The organism is Nitrospirota bacterium, from assembly GCA_016212185.1.
GTDB lineage: Bacteria > Nitrospirota > Thermodesulfovibrionia > UBA6902 > DSMQ01 > JACRGX01.
Genome location: JACRGX010000069.1, coordinates 1 through 16,329, shown reverse-complemented (window position 1 = coordinate 16,329; position 16,329 = coordinate 1). Strand labels below are relative to the sequence as shown.

Below are 16,329 nucleotides of genomic sequence, written 5' to 3'. Positions count from 1 at the left end.
TTAATTAAGTTAATTGCATTATTCGCAGTATTCCTACTTCAGATTCACCACCATGAGCCTCAGCTCCGTCATCTCCTCAATTGCGTATTTTATCCCTTCACGCCCAAAGCCTGACATCTTTACCCCGCCGTAAGGCATATGGTCAACCCTGTATGCCGGTACATCATTGATAATAACCCCTCCAACTTCAAGGGCTTCAAATGCCGTGTAAGCATGTTTTAAATTGTCCGTAAACACCCCTGCCTGCAGCCCGTAAATAGAATTATTAACGGCATCCAGCCCTTCTTTAAAGTCCTTAATCTTTGTCAGAGTCACAATCGGCGCAAACACCTCCATGCAGTTGACCTTCATCTCCGGCGTTGTATTTCCAAGCACAGTAGGCTCGTAAAAATTGCCGTTCTTTTTTCCGCCTGTAAGCACGGTTGCGCCTTTGTCCACCGCCTCTTTAATCCATGCCTCAACACGCAAAATATTTTCAGCATTTATCATCGGCCCTATGTTTGTAGATTCATCAAGGGGATCTCCTATTTTCAACGTCTTAACCTTTTTAAGAAAACTCTCCTGAAATTTTTCATAGACCTTCTCATGAATATAAATCCTCTGCACCGAGATACAAACCTGTCCGGAATATGAAAAAGCGCCTGTGACGCATCTTGATGTCGCATATTCAAGGTCGCAGGCTTCATCAATAATGACACCGGCGTTCCCGCCAAGCTCAAGAATCACCTTTTTCTGATTTGCCTTTGATTTTAAACTCCAGCCGACTGATGCACTGCCTGTAAAGCTGAATACCTTAATCCTTTCATCTGTGACAATCTTTCCGGCGACCTCATTACTGCAAGGAATTATGCTGAGGCATCCTTCAGGCAAACCTGAATCCATAATAATATCTCCGAGCATCAGCGCGGTAACAGGCGTCTTTGACGCAGGTTTAAGTATTATTGGATTGCCTGCGGCAATGGACGACGCAATCTTATGGCTGACGAGATTTAATGGAAAATTAAAGGGCGCAATGCCGAATACCGGGCCTGCAGAAAATCTCCTTGTCATGCCCCATCTGCCTTCAGAGATTTTATTCCTGTCCAAAGGAATAAGTTCTCCGCCGATTCTTGATGCCTCTTCAGCGGCGATTTGAAACGTGAGCGCCGCCCTGTCAACCTCTGCCCTTGAATCTGAAATTGGCTTGCCGCATTCCAAAGTAATAATCTTTGCAAGCTCTTCCTTTTTTGCGCTGATTCCATTGGAGATGTTTGAGAGGATACCGGCTTTTTCATGCGAAGGCATTTTTGAGATAATGTCTTTTGCCTTGTCAGCAATATCAATTGCTGTTTCTGCCTCTTTTTGCAACGCACGGCAAACACTTGTGATTTGCTTGCCGTTAAACGGATTTATTACATTTAAAAAATCTGTTGTTTCAACATGCCTGCCGCCAAGAAGCAGGGGGTATTTGTCTTTCATAAGATTATTCTATCACATATAAAAGAATAGTCGGTTTGCGGTAATATTAAATACAGGATAATAAATGGACTCACCCTTGCACTCAGGACATTTGCCGGGTTTTTTCAGTTTCTCCCTTTTTTCAAAAATAAAACCGCATTTTTTACATTCAGCAGGCGAAACAGAAAGCCGGCGGTCGTGCCTGTTTAATGTCATCCGTATGTGCTCAAGATGCTCATAAACTTCCTTCTCAGAGATTTTGATTGCAGCTGAAATCTCCTTTGCAGTGAGTGCGTTTCCTTCAATAAGCGCAATTATCCCATGCCTCAGCGTGTCTTTTCTTTCAACCGGGACAAAAGGCTTTTTGGGCTTCACTTTCATAGATAATCCTTGCAGGTAAAACAAGGCAGTCAGCCGATAATATGCTGTGCACGGGTCATGTTTGCCGCTTGTGCACTTGTTATGTGTTGAGGGCACTCCTTACTTTAAGCAAATTCAACTACAGGAACTGAGCGTTTAACCGCAAAACTCTTTTTGTGCAGCTTAATGCGCTCAATTTCATGAAGCGTCTCTGCCTCAAGATAACTTTCTCCACAGTGAGGACAAGTTACAATAGGGACATTCTCTATGACCAAAATGCCTTTGCCCTTACCATATGTCCTTGCAACCCTGCGGATACGAGCACCCTCTTTACTGCAAACATCACAAATCATTTGTCTCCCTCCCGCCATATTTATATTATGTCACATACACCGTAATGATAACCAGCTTGCCTGTTGGACTTATTTTAACAACAACTTCTGCTTCACCGCCTGAAAGAGATTTACCATTTATACGGTATTTCCATTCCATAGTGGCTTTATCTTTTTGGCGTTCTAAAATTTTCCCGGTGAGAATACAGTGTTCAACGTCAAAAATAGACAAGGAATCATTATCCATTTCTTCTTCTCCATGGATAGTCATAATATATGCATAGAATTCTTTTGCTTCTTAAACTTATTTCTTATCACAAAAAACTTTTACCGCTCTAATTATTGACCAAACCCTTTGTATTGTCAAACAAAAAATTAAGCTGTTTTTACAGCCTTGATTGCATAAAGGAGAATGAAATTTTCTCTCCCCCCTTTGTAAAAGGGGGGTAAAGGGGGATTCTAAAAACAAATAACTTATTCATAAAATCTCCCCTCGCCCCTCTTTGTCAAAGAGGGGTATTTTCAGGCAATGACGACTTAAAAGAAATGTCTAATGAGGTATAATTTACCTTATGGACCTTAAGGAGAAATTAAATAAAGTCCCCTTTTCTCCCGGCATCTACATAATGAAAGGCTCCAAAGAGCGCGTGATTTATGTCGGCAAAGCCAAGAACCTGCGAAACAGGCTCAGGTCATACTTTCAAAAGTCAGTATCCCTTGATACAAGAAAATCCGCAATGGTCAAGGAGATCAGGGACTTTGATTATGTCGTCACTGATAATGAGCTTGAGGCGCTTGTGCTTGAGGCTAATTTCATAAAAAGATTCAGGCCCGGATACAACATAATTCTAAGAGACAATAAGAATTATCCCTACCTCAAACTCACAGTCAATGAAGACTGGCCCGGACTTGAGGTAGTAAGGAAAATCACAAAAGACGGTGCGTTATACTTCGGTCCCTACGTGCCCGCAGGAATAATGTGGGAGACATTGAAATTTATCAGGCGCACCTTTCCGTTAAAGCAATGCAAGTACAATCTTGAGAAGTCGTTCAGACCGTGCATCCAGTATCAGATAGGCAGATGCCTTGCCCCTTGTGCAGAGGATCTCAGGGAGCCTGAACACAGGCAAAGATACGCTGAAATTGTTAAAGAAATTCGGCTTTTTTTACAGGGAGAAAACAAAAAACTTCTCATAAGCCTTCAGGAAAAAATGCAAAAACTTTCAGATGAATTAAGATATGAGGAAGCCGGAGAATTAAGGGACAGAATTAAAATACTCGAGAGGGCATGGGAAACGCAAAGGGTCATCTCCCCGGGATTAGGCGATATGGATATGATAGGAATGTATAGGGAACATGATAATGCGTTAATATTCATGCTGTTTGTAAGAAACGGCATGGTCATAGGACAGAAAAATTTTTTTCTTAAAAACCTCAAAGGCATAGATGACAAAGAGCTGACGGCAGGTTTTATTGAACAGTTTTATTCCAAAGAAATTTTGATACCTCCAAAAATTATTCTGCCTGTCAGAGACAGTTTTGAAACTCAGAGGCTCTGGTTAAGTAAAAAAAGAGACGGCAGGGTTAAACTCCTGCCTGCAAAAAGCAAAGAAGAGAAAGAAGTCTTTAAGATGGCATCTGACAATGCCCTTCATTCATTCATCGGTCATAAAGAGACAAAAACCAGTGAGGTTCTCATATCATTAAAAAAACTTCTTAGTCTAAAGGCAGTCCCGAAAAGGATTGCGGCTGTTGATGTTTCCAATATCTCAGGCTCTGAGGCGGTAGGCGCCGTTGTCGTATGGGAAGACGGCAGTTTTGCTAAGGATGATTACAGGCTGTTTAAAATTAAAACTGTTGGAGGCATTGATGATTTTGCTATGATAGGTGAAGTGGTCGGCAGGCATTTTCGCAGCATGTCTGAGAAGGGAGAAGGGTTGCCGCAATTATTCCTGATTGACGGAGGAAGGGGACAGCTTGAATCAGCGCTGAAAGCGATTAAGCCCTTGGCCCTTCCGGTAGAAATAGCCGCAATTGCAAAGGCAAAAGAAGAAAAAGCCGACAGGATTTTTCTTCCCGGAAAGACGACAGCCATACCTCTGGAGCCGGCATCAGCCTCAACGCACCTGCTTCAGCGGATAAGGGACGAGGTTCACCGGTTTGCAATAAGCTATCATAAAAAATTAAGGGCAAAAAGGACGCTTGAATCGCCGCTTGAGAAGATTAAGGGCATAGGGAAAAAGCGCCGGCTTGCGCTTTTAAAGCATTTCGGGAGCATTGATAATATAAGAAAAGCATCGCATGATGACATTGCGGGGATAAAGGGATTTAATAAAAAAATAGCAGAAAAGGTTCTTGAGGGAGTAAAATAATAAAATTATACTGAAACTCAGTGTATATCAGTAGTATACATGCCCTCAAAATTTTAGCAATGCGACAAAATTCTTGTGATGCCATATTGCCTGATAAGTTTTACCAAATAAGTTTGACTTTTTACTATTGCAATATGGCATTGTTAAAGTGTCGCTGCTAACCTTTTTCGGACATATATACCACTGAATATAAAGAGTGCTCAGGGATATATGTTTGAAAAACTTTAGTGCAACACATTAGAGTCATGTTGCCTTTTAAATCAGTGTCCTGAGCAAAAAGGCTTAACATTTGCAACATGACATTTAATAATATTTGCCGGCAGGCAAGTTGCTTTCTAAAGTTTTGAAGGCATATATTCCTGAGCACTACTAAAAGGAGGCTTCATGCAGATTTACGTTTCCGGCTCAATGGCATATGACAGGATTATGGATTTCCCGGGAAAATTCGCAGACCATATCCTGCCTGACAAGATTCACATCCTGAATGTATGCTTTACCGTCAACAAAATGATTGAAAAATTCGGAGGTACGGCTGGCAATATCGCCTATTCTCTCAGCCTCCTCGGCGAAAACCCTGTCATTCTTGCAACCATAGGCAAAGACTATGACCGTTATTTTGAGTGGCTGAAAAAAAATAGTCTCTCACTTGAGGGGATTAAGATAATTAATGAAGAATTTACCGCCGGCGCATACATAACCACCGACAAGTCCGACAACCAGATAACAGGATTTAACCCCGGCTCAATGAAATACAAATCCGAATATAAATTCGGCAGTATAAACCCTAATGATTCAATTGCGATTATTGCGCCCGGAAATCTTCAGGACATGATTAACTATGCAAGCGTATATAAAGAAAAAGGGATTAGCTATATCTGCGACCCGGGGCAGTCGCTTACGGCATGGGAAAAGAATGCGCTGATTGAGTGGATTAAAGGCTCAATGATGCTTATAACAAATGACTATGAGCTTGAGATGGTTATGAACATGACCGGGCTGGACAAAAAAGGGTTGTTGAAACTTACAAAAACAATCGTCACTACGCTCGGAGAAAAAGGCTCGCTTATCAGCGACGGCAAGTCAGATACAAATATTTCATCAGCCAAGGTCAATGAAGTCATGGACCCAACCGGCGCAGGCGATGCGTTCAGGGCAGGACTGCTTAAAGGCATGGTCACAGGCAAAGACCTCCAGACTGCCGCCAAAATGGGCGCCGTAGCCGCAACATACGCAATAGAGTATTACGGGACGCAGGAACATAGTTATACCAATAAAGAATTCGCTGAAAGATACAGGGATAATTTCGGAGAGATGTAAGAGACGAGATGGTTTTATAATGGATGTGTTAAAAGATAAAAAGATTATGATTATAGGAAGCGAGCATGAGCTTAAAAAGGCTTGAGTCTAAAGATAAACTATGGATATAGAGGATTTAAGAAAAATCGGCAGACGCCTGCGGCAGGAGCTTCCTCCGCTTGTGCAGAAATTTTACGGAGGCGCGCCCCTCGGCAAAGGCGCAGGCGGCGACAAGACATATCCCATTGACAAGTGCGCCGAAGAAATAATCTTTGAGGAAATAGAAAAAATCAACAAGCCCGTTACAATCATATCAGAAGAATATGGATTTAAAGACATAAAAGGCGGCGGTTTGAAACTTCTGATAGACCCCATTGACGGAAGTAAAAATGCGGTATCAGGACTGCCTTTGTTTTCAACATCAATCGCAGTCATTGAAGGTGATACGCTTGAACATACCAAATTAGGTTATGTGATAAATTTAATTAATGGAGATGAATTCTGGGCAGTAAAGGGCGGCGGTAGTTTCATAAATGGAGTGTCAATTAAAACTCAGCAGGATGATTTGTGCCGTGTAATCGCTTATGAGGCTCAAACACCGAAAACCGACATTCCAAAAATCATGCCCCTGTTCTCCCTTTTCCACAGGACACGATGCCTCGGCTCAACTGCCCTTGACATGTCGTTTCTTGCTCAGGGCGCAGTCAGTATGTTTATAACACCCTCGCCGTCAAGGAGTTTTGATTTTGCGGCAGGTTATCTGCTTGTCAAAGAAGCCGGCGGGATTGTTACAGATTTAGACGGAAAAAGCTTAGATAAGATTCCCGTCGGTATTGAGAAGATTTCCCCTATCCTTGCATCAGCAAATGAATTACTTCACAGAAAAGCGTTAAATGCGCTGAAGTAACGCTGTATTAAAAGCAATATATAACAAAGGCATGTGTGCCTGAAAAACTTTAAGGCAACACCTTAAATGTCATGCTGCCTTTTTACAAATAGTTCAGAAAGCAAATGCTTAAAACTTTTTGCAGCATGACAGATAATAATTATGGTTGTATTCTTAAAGTTTTGAAGGGATATATGCCTTTGTTACCTTCATTAAGAGGCGTGTGTTTAAAAACGTTTTTTACCAAGTGCATGCCTCTCAAACAAGCAAAGCCCTTTCATATGCCTGTCCGTAAAATCATACGAAATGCATTTCCAGTACTGAACAAGTTCTTTTTCACTAAGCCATTTCTTATGGGATGCATGTTTTGCAATTAGGGAAAATTTTTTGTATGCATACTCCTTCGCCCGAACTAAATCAGATGTGAAGCTTATGATAAGCTCTTTTTTCTCAGAAAGGGTCTTCTTCTTTACAATCCAGAGTGCAAATACAAACGGCAGGCCTGTGTGTTTAAACCATAATTCACCAAGGTCGTAAACATGGAGGGTTGAAGGTTGAAGGTTGAAAGTTGAATTATGAAGAAGTTGTTTTTCATCCTTCAGCTTTGTTCCTTCATCCTTGCCGGCTACGGCCTTTCTCGCCTTCATCGCATCGTCTCCGATAAGCAGGCAGGCGGAAAAATCAGAAAGTATCTTTCTGACAGAACTGCTGTTTACTTCTGTGAATTTGCACTTGAGTGAATAAAAATCCCTGAGAATAATTTTAAGCAGAGCGACGGAAGTTTCAGACTGGGAAGAAACTGCAATGGTTTTATTATCAAGCGATTCCAACGGGTATTTTGAAAATAAAAAAATACTGCATACAGGGCCTTCGGCGCTTAAAGAAAGCCACGGTACGATTGAATATTTATCTCTGCATTTTAAAAATTCTATGGATGACGACGGACTTATGTCTATTTCCCCATCTCTCAGCTTTTTATTCAGTGCGGACGGCACACCTTTGACAAACTTATATCCTGCATTTCTGCATTTGTCCTCAAGATAGTGATAAATAGGAAACAAATTGGCATACGGAATTTTGCCGATTCTGAGAGTGGATTTTTTTCTGACACTCTGACACTTTGACGCTTTGATAGGCACTCGGTAATTTTAGCATAAAACTTGTTTTTATTTTTTCATTTTGACGCTTTGACACTCTGATGCTTTGACACTCTGACACTCTAACACTTTGACACTTTGACACTCTGACACTTAATATACTTCATGCCTGACATACTGAAAATAACAGCTGTATTCGCAATCATCGTCCTGCTGCTGAAAAAGCGCTGGAACTTAGGGCTTGTAATGGTTTTATCTTCAGTCATCCTGTCGGTTTTTTACCTGCTTGCGCCCGGAGACTTTCTCAGGGCTTTATTAAAAGCAGTCACTGATAAGACGACGCTCATGCTTGCAATTGCCCTTACACTGATAAGAATATTTGAAAACATTACAAGGGAAAAAGGACTGATGCAGGAAATGATGGACTCATTCAGGGGAATGGTTATGGACAGGAGAATTTTGATGGCGTCAATGCCTGCACTGATAGGGCTTTTGCCGTCTATGGGCGGCGCCCTTTTTTCAGCGCCTATGGTTGAAGAGGCGTCAAAGGAGATTAAAGTCTCCCCTGAAAAAAAGGCGTTCATCAATTACTGGTTCAGACACCCGTGGGAGTTCATACTTCCGCTTTATCCCGGCGTTGTCCTCGCATCTGCGATTTCTGGATATCCGCTGAGAAGCCTTATAATTGCAAACCTGCCCTACTCCGTCTGTCTAATCATAGGCGGAATTCTCTGGGGACTTAAAGGAGTGGGAGTTCATAAAGAAGGCTTTAAGACAATCACAGTACGCGGACTGATGAGTTTTCTGCCGCTGAGTTTAATTTTAATTATGGTGATATTTTTCCATGTTGATATCTCTTTGAGCATGGGAGCCGTGATTTTAGGATTGTTCATATTTTTAAGATATTCCTTCAAGGATATCACGGTAACAATCAGGGAGGGATTTTCCTTTGAGATTATCGCAATCATCTTAGGCGTAATGACATTCAAGGCAGTGCTCAATGCCTCAGGCGCGGTATTAAATATAAGCACTTTTTTTTCGGAAAAAGGGATTCCTGCACTGCCGGTGCTTTTCATCATCCCATTTATTTCAGGACTGCTCACAGGGCTGACAGTAGGTTTTGTAGGCAGTACATTCCCGATAATCTTAGGTCTTGAAAATACGCAGAATATAGCCTCTATCTCATTTGCATTTGCCTCCGGCTACACAGGCGTCCTGCTCTCACCTGTCCATCTGTGCCTTGTGCTTACAAGAGAGTACTTTAAGGCTGAAATGGCAGGGATATACCGGAAAATAATCAAGGGAGTTTTATTAATTCTGCTTGCGGCTCTGGCTGGATATTTTATGAGGATATCGTAAGGATGAAGGTTGAAGGATGGAGGATGAGTAAAAAAACATTGTGCCATCTCAACTCTGACCTGTTAGAATATATTTTTAAGTGGAGCAAACAAATTTGAACAAATACATTGAGCAATTCAACATTTCACTAAGGGCGGAGCGTGACGTATCTATCCACACCCTCAGGGCATACAATAAAGACCTTGAAGAGTTTTTTTCATTTATGGACAAAAAACCACAGGAAATTGACAATCTGGACATAAGAAGCTTTCTTGCATCACTTTACAGCAGAAAACTCAAAAAGACCTCCATTGCAAGAAAGCTTGCAACCATCAGGTCTTTCTTCAAGTTCCTAAACAGGGAAGGCATTGTCAAAAAAAATCCCGCTAAACTCGTCTCAAGCCCTAAAGTTCCTAAAGCCCTGCCAAAATTTCTCACGATTGACGAGGTATTTTCGCTTGTAGATGCCCCAAAGGGCGAGACATTCAGCATGTCCAGGGATAAAGCCATACTTGAACTCCTTTACTCATCAGGGCTCAGGGTATCAGAGCTGACAACTCTTGACATGAATGATTTTGACATGAAAGAGTTCCTTTTGAGGGTCAAGGGAAAAGGGAAAAAAGAGAGAATAGTCCCTATCGGGTCAAAAGCAGTTGATGCGCTTAAGAATTATCTTCCTGAAAGAATCGCAATAAAGAAAAAATCACAGGCGCTGTTTCTGAATAACCGCGGTGAAAGGTTGACAGACAGGAGCGTCAGACGTATAGTAGTAAAGTACAGCAGGATGGTCGCGCTTAAGAATCACTTAGGTCCCCACGCCTTAAGACACACTTGTGCGACTCACATGCTTCACGGCGGCGCTGACCTGAGGACAATCCAGGAATTGCTGGGGCATTCATCGCTTTCAACAACACAGAAATACACCCATGTGGACATTGCCCATATCATGGAGGTTTACGACAAGGCGCACCCGAGGGCAAAAAACAGTGAAAAGTTAAAAGTTAAGAATTAAGGAGATGAAGATGTTTCATGGAACAACAATTCTCTGCGTAAGGAAAAACGGGAAGGTAGCAATTGCCGGAGACGGGCAGGTAACTCTCGGACAGACGGTAATTAAACATAACGCAAAAAAAATCAGAAGGATGTACAACGATAACGTAATTGCCGGTTTTTCCGGCGCAACTGCTGATGCGTTCACCCTTTTTGAAAAATTTGAGGCAAAGATTGAAACCTACAGGGGCAATATTACACGGGCGGCAGTAGAGCTTGCCAAAGACTGGCGGACAGATAAAATACTCAGAAGGCTTGAGGCGCTTTTGATTGTAGCGGACAGGGAGCATACCTTTATCATATCAGGCAACGGCGACGTGCTTGAGCCTGAAGACGGCATCGCCGCCATCGGCTCTGGAGGTCCCTATGCGCAGGCGGCGGCAAAGGCGCTTATGCTGCACTCAAACCTTGAGGCAAAGGACATCATTAATGAGGCAATGAAGATTACATCAAAAATATGCATTTACACCAATGAGCAGATTTCAACAGAGGAGCTAATTTAATCCGGAGGCAGATTATTTCATGGATAACCTTACACCAAGAAAAATTGTTGCAGAGCTTGATAAATACGTAATCGGACAGGACAAGGCAAAACGGGCCGTTGCTATCGCCCTCAGAAACAGATGGCGGAGGCAGCAGCTCTCGGATGATTTAAGAGACGAGGTGCTTCCAAAAAATATTCTCATGATAGGGCCTACAGGCGTAGGCAAGACCGAGATTGCAAGAAGGCTTGCAAGACTGGTCGGGGCGCCGTTTATAAAAGTTGAAGCCTCAAAATTCACAGAAGTCGGTTATGTAGGCAGGGACGTTGAGTCAATGGTAAGGGATCTGACGGGATTGGCGGTAAGCATGGTCCGGATTGAGCATATGGAAAAAGTCTATGAAAAAGCGCAAACGCTTGCAGAGGAAAAACTCCTGGACCTTTTACTGCCGTTTCCGCGTATGAGCAGGAAACCGGCAACTGCGGAGACAATTGCAAAGACAGAAGAGGAGAAGGAAAGCTATACCGAGACGCGTGAAAAATTAAGGACGCAGCTTAAAGAAGGCAAGCTGGACCAGAGATATGTGGATGTTGAAGTGCATGAAAAAGTTGTGCCCTTCGGCATTGTTTCAAATATCGGCATGGACGAGATGGAGATGAATTTAAAAGAGATGCTCGGTAATTTCCTTCCGCAAAAGGCACGCAGAAAAAAGCTCAAAGTCCCTGAGGCGCTGACGCTTCTTGTGCAGGACGAGGCAAATAAACTGATTGACATGGATAAGGTAATAAAAGAGGCACTTGTAAGGACCGAGCAGAACGGAATCATATTTATTGATGAAATTGACAAGATAGCAAGCAAAGGACAAAGTTACGGTCCTGATGTATCAAGAGAAGGCGTGCAGAGAGACCTGCTTCCCATTGTTGAAGGCTCAACCGTCTCTACAAAGCATGGGCCCGTAAAAACAGACCACATACTTTTCATAGCCGCAGGGGCGTTTAATGTGGCAAAACCGTCTGACCTCATCCCCGAACTGCAGGGGAGATTTCCGATCAGGGTTGAGCTTGACGCCCTCGGCAAAAAGGAATTTCTGAGAATTCTTAAAGAACCGCAGAATGCGCTGACCAAACAATACATCGCACTGCTTGAAACCGACGGGGTTAAGATTAAATTTGAAGAGGAATCAATCGCAGAGATAGCAGGCATTGCCGAAGAGGTAAATGAAAAGACCGAGAACATAGGCGCAAGAAGGCTTCATACCATTCTTGAAAAACTCCTTGAGGACATCTCCTTTGACGCCCCGGACAGAAAAAACGGCACCGTCAAAATAGATGCCAAGTATGTCAAAGAAAGACTGTCCGATATTGTAAAAAATGAGGATTTAAGCAGGTATATTCTGTAACGGTCGCCCTCCTACTTAAAAAACCCTTGACATTAAAGTTTGTTAAATTTTATTCTTTAATGTTTTTCCTTTTTCCAAAAACAGGTATTTCTATAAGTTAGGTCTGTGACCTGCTAAATGAGGTTAGGATAATTGAGCAAGTTTGCTACTTTTGAGAGAGGGATACACCCTGCAGAAGCAAAAGGATTAACTTCAGGCAGTCCTATTACAAGGGCTGACCTGCCTAAGAGGGTCGTGCTCCCGTTAAGTCAGCACACCGGCGCGCCTGCAAAACCTGAGGTTCAAATCGGCAACCTTGTAAAAAAATATCAGTTAATCGGCTCTGCGCAGGGCTTTGTCTCAGCGCCTGTCCACGCCTCCATATCAGGAAAGGTCACGGCAATTGCCGAGTTCCCTCATTCATCAGGGAGGATGATACAGTCCGTTGTCATTGAAAGCGACGGAAACGACGAGGGCCTCGCCTTAAAAGAAAATCCGGATTATCTCAATCTAAGCGCCGAAGAAATTAAGACCCTGATAAAAGACGCCGGCATAGTCGGGCTTGGAGGCGCGGCCTTCCCTACAAATGTCAAACTTTCGCCGCCTAAGGAAAAACCAATAGATACAGTCATCCTTAACGGCGCTGAGTGCGAACCATATCTTACAGCAGACCACAGGCTGATGCTTGAGCAGTCTGAAGGGATTGTCAGCGGCTTAAAGATTATTATGAAGGCGCTCGGCGTAACCAGCGGTTATATCGGCATAGAAAATAACAAGCCTGACGCCATTGAAAAGATGAAGTCAGCAGTTTCAAAGGAGCAGTGCCTTGAGGTAATGCCCCTCACGGTGAAATATCCGCAGGGCGCTGAAAAGATGCTGATTAAGGCTGTCAAAGGCAGGGAAGTTCCAAGCAAAGGGCTTCCGATGGATGCTGGGTGTGTAGTTCAGAACGTTGGCACTGCGTTTGCAGTTTATGAGGCCGTGCGTTTCGGCAAGCCTCTGATTGAAAGGGTCGTAAGTGTAACCGGCAATGGCATAAAAAAACCTAAAAATCTGCTCGTGCGGATCGGCACCCTTGTTTCAGAACTCATAGAACAGTGCGGCGGACTTTCTGAAAAAGTTATTAAGGTCATAGCCGGAGGTCCGATGATGGGATTTGCGCAGTGGAGACTTGACGTCCCAGTAGTAAAAGGCACTTCAGGTATATTGACCCTTACAGATGATGATTATGTGCCGTCTGAAGAATATTTTTCATGCATAAGATGCGGAAGCTGTATAGACGCATGCCCTATGGGGATTAACCCTTCAATGCTCAGCATCCTTTCTGAAAAGGGTCATTATGAAGAGGCAAAAGAATACAATTTATTTGACTGTTTTGAGTGCGGTTCATGCGCCTACGTCTGCCCTTCAAACAGGCCGATGGTGCAGTTTATAAGACTGGCAAAGTCTATGGTGAAACCGTGAACATAAAAATAGTTCTTCAGGAATTCCTGTGGGTACATATCCCCTATCCGTCATTCCGGCTTGTCCGGAATCTTTCCGAGGGGTGCTCAAAAGGATTCCCGACGCGCTTTGCTTGCGGGAATGACATCCACACAACAGTCGGAAGAACCATAAAAATTAAGGTGTCAAGGGGTCACGGGTAGAAAAAACTTGGCTGAGAAGAAAGAACATGAATTAATAGTTTCCGTCAGTCCTCATGTAAAAGGCGAGGAGTCTGTCAGCCGCATCATGTGGACTGTCAATCTGGCTTTGCTGCCTTCATTTTTAATGTCTGTTTATTTCTTTGGACCAAGGGCGCTCTGGATTTTATCGCTCAGCATCGGATCGTCGGTGCTTTCCGAGTACATCTATAAAAAAGCCCTTAAAATAAACAGCACGGTAAGCGATGGAAGCGCATTTTTAACAGGGCTTCTCCTTGGAATGAACCTTCCGCCATCCATTCCCTTTTACATCCCGATAGTCGGCTCTTTTGTGGCAATCATCATTACAAAACAGCTTTTCGGCGGATTAGGCTACAACATCTTTAACCCTGCGCTCATCGGCAGGGCTTTTTTGCTAATTTCATGGCCCAAGGCAATGACCGTGTGGACAGAGCCGACTGCGCTTTTTATTAAAATGGATGCAAAAACAACTGCAACGCCTCTGGGCATTTTAAAGGAAGAAGGCATTGGAAAGCTCATGGAAATTTTTGGAGACAAGGCGCATCTCTACATGCAGCTCCTTACCGGAAACAGGGGCGGCTCGCTCGGTGAAACATCTGCAATCGCGCTGCTTTTCGGAGCGGCATTCCTCATTTACAGGGGATATATCACATGGCATATCCCCTTTTCATTTCTCGGAACAGTTGCAGCGCTTGCATGGATATTCGGCGGAAAGGGCGCACTATTTACCGGCGACCCGGTCATTCATCTTCTAAGCGGCGGGCTTATGCTCGGCGCATTTTTCATGGCAACAGATTATGTCACATGCCCTTCAATAAGAAAGGGGCAGGTAATATTCGGCATTGGATGCGGAGTCATTACGATGCTGATAAGGTTAAAGGGCGGCTTTCCAGAAGGCGTTATGTTTGCAATACTGCTTATGAACTGCTTTGCCCCGCTGATTGACAGAGGAATAAAAACAGATCAATTCGGGGCGATAAAGAAGAAAAAAGATAAAACATAAAACCACAGAGGGCACGGAGAAAAACAAAACTGAATTTAGCCACAGATTGCACAGATTAACACAGATTTTTTAAAAAGTTTTTTCTTTTTAAGATGTAGTTAATAAGGAACAAAATATGACACCAAAAGACATGGCAAAAATAACCGTTAACCTCATCGTGATATATCTTATCGGAGGGCTGATTATTGCCTTTGTGTACGCAAAGACGTCTCCTGTAATGTATAAAAAGGGGCTTGAGGAAAAAGAGGCGGCGCTTAAGACAATGATGCCTGAGGCGGATAAGATAGAAGAAATAGGCAAGTGGGAGCCGCATCATAAGCATGCCGGATACTATATCGCTAAAAAAGGCAGTGAAGAACTCGGCTACATAGTTGAGGGGTTTGGCAAAGGCTATTCAAGTTACATCAACTTTTTGGTTTCAATTGATAAAAATTTTACGGTTAAAAAGGTAAGCATTCTGCATCATGCGGAGACACCGGGGTTGGGAGATGAGATTGAAAAAGATTATTTTTTGAAACGCCTTGAAAGCAAAAATGTTGATACGCTTGTTGTTGTAAAAGGAGAAGCAGGGGATAAGGTAGAGGCGATTTCAGGCGCTACAATCTCCAGCCGGGCAGTGACAGAAGACGGCGTAAGAAAGGGCGTGGAGATGCTTAAAGGAAAATTGTCCGGCGCAAAAACAGAAGAACAGGGGAAGGAACACCAGCATGGCACACATTCATAAAAGCAACTGGGAATTAATCAAAAACGGAATATTCAGCGAAAATACTATATTTAAAATGGCGATAAGTTTATGCCCTTCCATTGCCGTTACCAACAGTTTAAAGAACGGTTTTTTTATGGGTGTTTCGGTCATTTTTGTTCAGACAATGGTCAATCTCACTGTTTCATTAATAAGAAATTTTATTAATCCAAAAATCCGCATCCCGATATTTATGATGATTATTGCAGGCTATGTCAGCATCATTGATATGTCAATGGCGGCATGGGCAAGGCCTGTTTATAAACAGATAGGACTTTATATACAGCTTATTGTTGCTTTTGCCTCAATCTTTGCAAGGGCAGAGGTTTTTGCGATAAAAAACAGGATTATCCCATCAATAAGCGACGGTCTCGGCATGGGCATAGGATTCTTTCTGGCAATGGTTATAATCAGCTTTTTCAGAGAGCTTTTGGGACAGGGCGCATTATGGGGTTTCCCTATCGTATCAGGCAATCCCCTGCTCATAATGGTCCTGCCGGCAGGAGGATTTTTTGCCGTCGGCATACTGATGGGATTTTTCAACTGGATGGACATGAAATTGGCTGAACGCAAGGCAGCGGCGGGTGGTTGATAAAAATACGCATAAAAATGTCATTCCGGCTTGTCCGGAATCTTTCTTTATGAAGGATTCCCGACTAAGCGGGAATGACAAGCAGGAGAAAACATTATGGACTTTAATAAACTTTTTGAACTGGTAGTAGCGGCATCACTTATAAACAATTTTGTGTTTACAAGATTCCTGGGGCTTTGCATTTTTTTTGGTGTCTCAAAGAGGATGGAAACTGCCGTTGGAATGAGCATAACTTTTACCGCTGTCATGGTAATAAGTTCGGCCTTAAGCTGGATTGTCTTTAAATATATCATGATACCT

At 43.0% G+C, this 16,329-nt stretch carries 18 protein-coding genes; 13 read left to right on the top strand and 5 right to left on the bottom strand.

Features of this window, described 5'->3' with window-relative positions; genetic code table 11:
* Positions 1-33: 33 nt before the first annotated feature.
* The 4 genes from HZA10_08175 to HZA10_08160 all read right to left on the bottom strand — a co-directional run bounded on the left by HZA10_08175 (position 34) and on the right by HZA10_08160 (position 2,400).
* Positions 34-1,458, bottom strand: a complete 1,425-nt coding sequence (locus HZA10_08175; protein ID MBI5196285.1) for an aldehyde dehydrogenase family protein — start codon at positions 1,456-1,458, stop codon at positions 34-36.
* A 12-nt stretch (positions 1,459-1,470) separates the two neighbouring features.
* Complete coding sequence (locus tag HZA10_08170) at positions 1,471-1,818, bottom strand: transcriptional regulator (protein MBI5196284.1); 348 nt, start codon at positions 1,816-1,818, stop codon at positions 1,471-1,473.
* Between the two features lie 104 nt (positions 1,819-1,922).
* On the bottom strand, positions 1,923-2,150 hold the full coding sequence (locus HZA10_08165; GenBank protein MBI5196283.1) for a type II toxin-antitoxin system MqsA family antitoxin: 228 nt from the start codon (positions 2,148-2,150) through the stop codon (positions 1,923-1,925).
* A gap of 25 nt (positions 2,151-2,175) precedes the next feature.
* Positions 2,176-2,400 (bottom strand): DUF4258 domain-containing protein, encoded by a 225-nt coding sequence (locus tag HZA10_08160; GenBank protein ID MBI5196282.1) that lies wholly within the window; start codon positions 2,398-2,400, stop codon positions 2,176-2,178.
* 301 nt (positions 2,401-2,701) lie between these two features.
* Here HZA10_08160 and uvrC point away from each other — a divergent pair, with 301 nt between their 5' ends.
* The 3 genes from uvrC (at position 2,702) to HZA10_08145 (ending at position 6,704) form a co-directional block, all read left to right on the top strand.
* A complete protein-coding gene (gene uvrC / locus HZA10_08155; GenBank protein ID MBI5196281.1) occupies positions 2,702-4,501 on the top strand; it encodes an excinuclease ABC subunit UvrC in 1,800 nt (599 codons plus the stop codon).
* 384 nt (positions 4,502-4,885) lie between these two features.
* Positions 4,886-5,818: a carbohydrate kinase family protein gene (locus HZA10_08150; GenBank protein MBI5196280.1), complete on the top strand. Its 933-nt coding sequence runs from the start codon at positions 4,886-4,888 to the stop codon at positions 5,816-5,818.
* A gap of 100 nt (positions 5,819-5,918) precedes the next feature.
* Positions 5,919-6,704, top strand: coding sequence for a hypothetical protein (locus tag HZA10_08145; GenBank protein ID MBI5196279.1), 786 nt, complete (start codon positions 5,919-5,921; stop codon positions 6,702-6,704).
* Positions 6,705-6,910: 206 nt separating this feature from the next.
* On the opposite strand, the gene HZA10_08140 is transcribed toward HZA10_08145, so the two are convergent.
* On the bottom strand, positions 6,911-7,822 hold the full coding sequence (locus tag HZA10_08140; protein ID MBI5196278.1) for a menaquinone biosynthesis protein: 912 nt from the start codon (positions 7,820-7,822) through the stop codon (positions 6,911-6,913).
* Between the two features lie 123 nt (positions 7,823-7,945).
* Between HZA10_08140 and HZA10_08135 the strand changes: the two genes are divergently transcribed.
* The 10 genes from HZA10_08135 to HZA10_08090 all read left to right on the top strand — a co-directional run.
* Positions 7,946-9,139, top strand: coding sequence for a DUF401 family protein (locus HZA10_08135; protein MBI5196277.1), 1,194 nt, complete (start codon positions 7,946-7,948; stop codon positions 9,137-9,139).
* A 94-nt stretch (positions 9,140-9,233) separates the two neighbouring features.
* Complete coding sequence (gene xerC, locus HZA10_08130) at positions 9,234-10,130, top strand: tyrosine recombinase XerC (protein MBI5196276.1); 897 nt, start codon at positions 9,234-9,236, stop codon at positions 10,128-10,130.
* Positions 10,131-10,134: 4 nt separating this feature from the next.
* Positions 10,135-10,671 carry an ATP-dependent protease subunit HslV gene (gene hslV / locus HZA10_08125; protein MBI5196275.1) on the top strand — a complete coding sequence of 179 codons (537 nt, stop codon included), beginning with the start codon at positions 10,135-10,137 and terminating at the stop codon, positions 10,669-10,671.
* 19 nt (positions 10,672-10,690) lie between these two features.
* Positions 10,691-12,049 (top strand): ATP-dependent protease ATPase subunit HslU, encoded by a 1,359-nt coding sequence (gene hslU, locus HZA10_08120; protein MBI5196274.1) that lies wholly within the window; start codon positions 10,691-10,693, stop codon positions 12,047-12,049.
* Between the two features lie 132 nt (positions 12,050-12,181).
* Complete coding sequence (rsxC, locus tag HZA10_08115; protein MBI5196273.1) at positions 12,182-13,492, top strand: electron transport complex subunit RsxC; 1,311 nt, start codon at positions 12,182-12,184, stop codon at positions 13,490-13,492.
* Positions 13,489-13,674: a hypothetical protein gene (locus HZA10_08110; GenBank protein ID MBI5196272.1), complete on the top strand. Its 186-nt coding sequence runs from the start codon at positions 13,489-13,491 to the stop codon at positions 13,672-13,674. The genes rsxC and HZA10_08110 overlap by 4 nt, the downstream gene beginning before the upstream one ends.
* Before the next feature lie 7 nt (positions 13,675-13,681).
* Entirely contained in the window at positions 13,682-14,695 is a 1,014-nt protein-coding gene (locus tag HZA10_08105) for an RnfABCDGE type electron transport complex subunit D (protein ID MBI5196271.1), read from the top strand.
* A gap of 115 nt (positions 14,696-14,810) precedes the next feature.
* Positions 14,811-15,419, top strand: coding sequence for an FMN-binding protein (locus HZA10_08100; protein ID MBI5196270.1), 609 nt, complete (start codon positions 14,811-14,813; stop codon positions 15,417-15,419).
* Positions 15,403-16,029, top strand: a complete 627-nt coding sequence (gene rsxE, locus HZA10_08095) for an electron transport complex subunit RsxE (protein ID MBI5196269.1) — start codon at positions 15,403-15,405, stop codon at positions 16,027-16,029. The genes HZA10_08100 and rsxE overlap by 17 nt, the downstream gene beginning before the upstream one ends.
* Before the next feature lie 96 nt (positions 16,030-16,125).
* A partial coding sequence (locus HZA10_08090) for a hypothetical protein (GenBank protein MBI5196268.1) occupies positions 16,126-16,329 on the top strand: 204 nt, incomplete at its 3' end.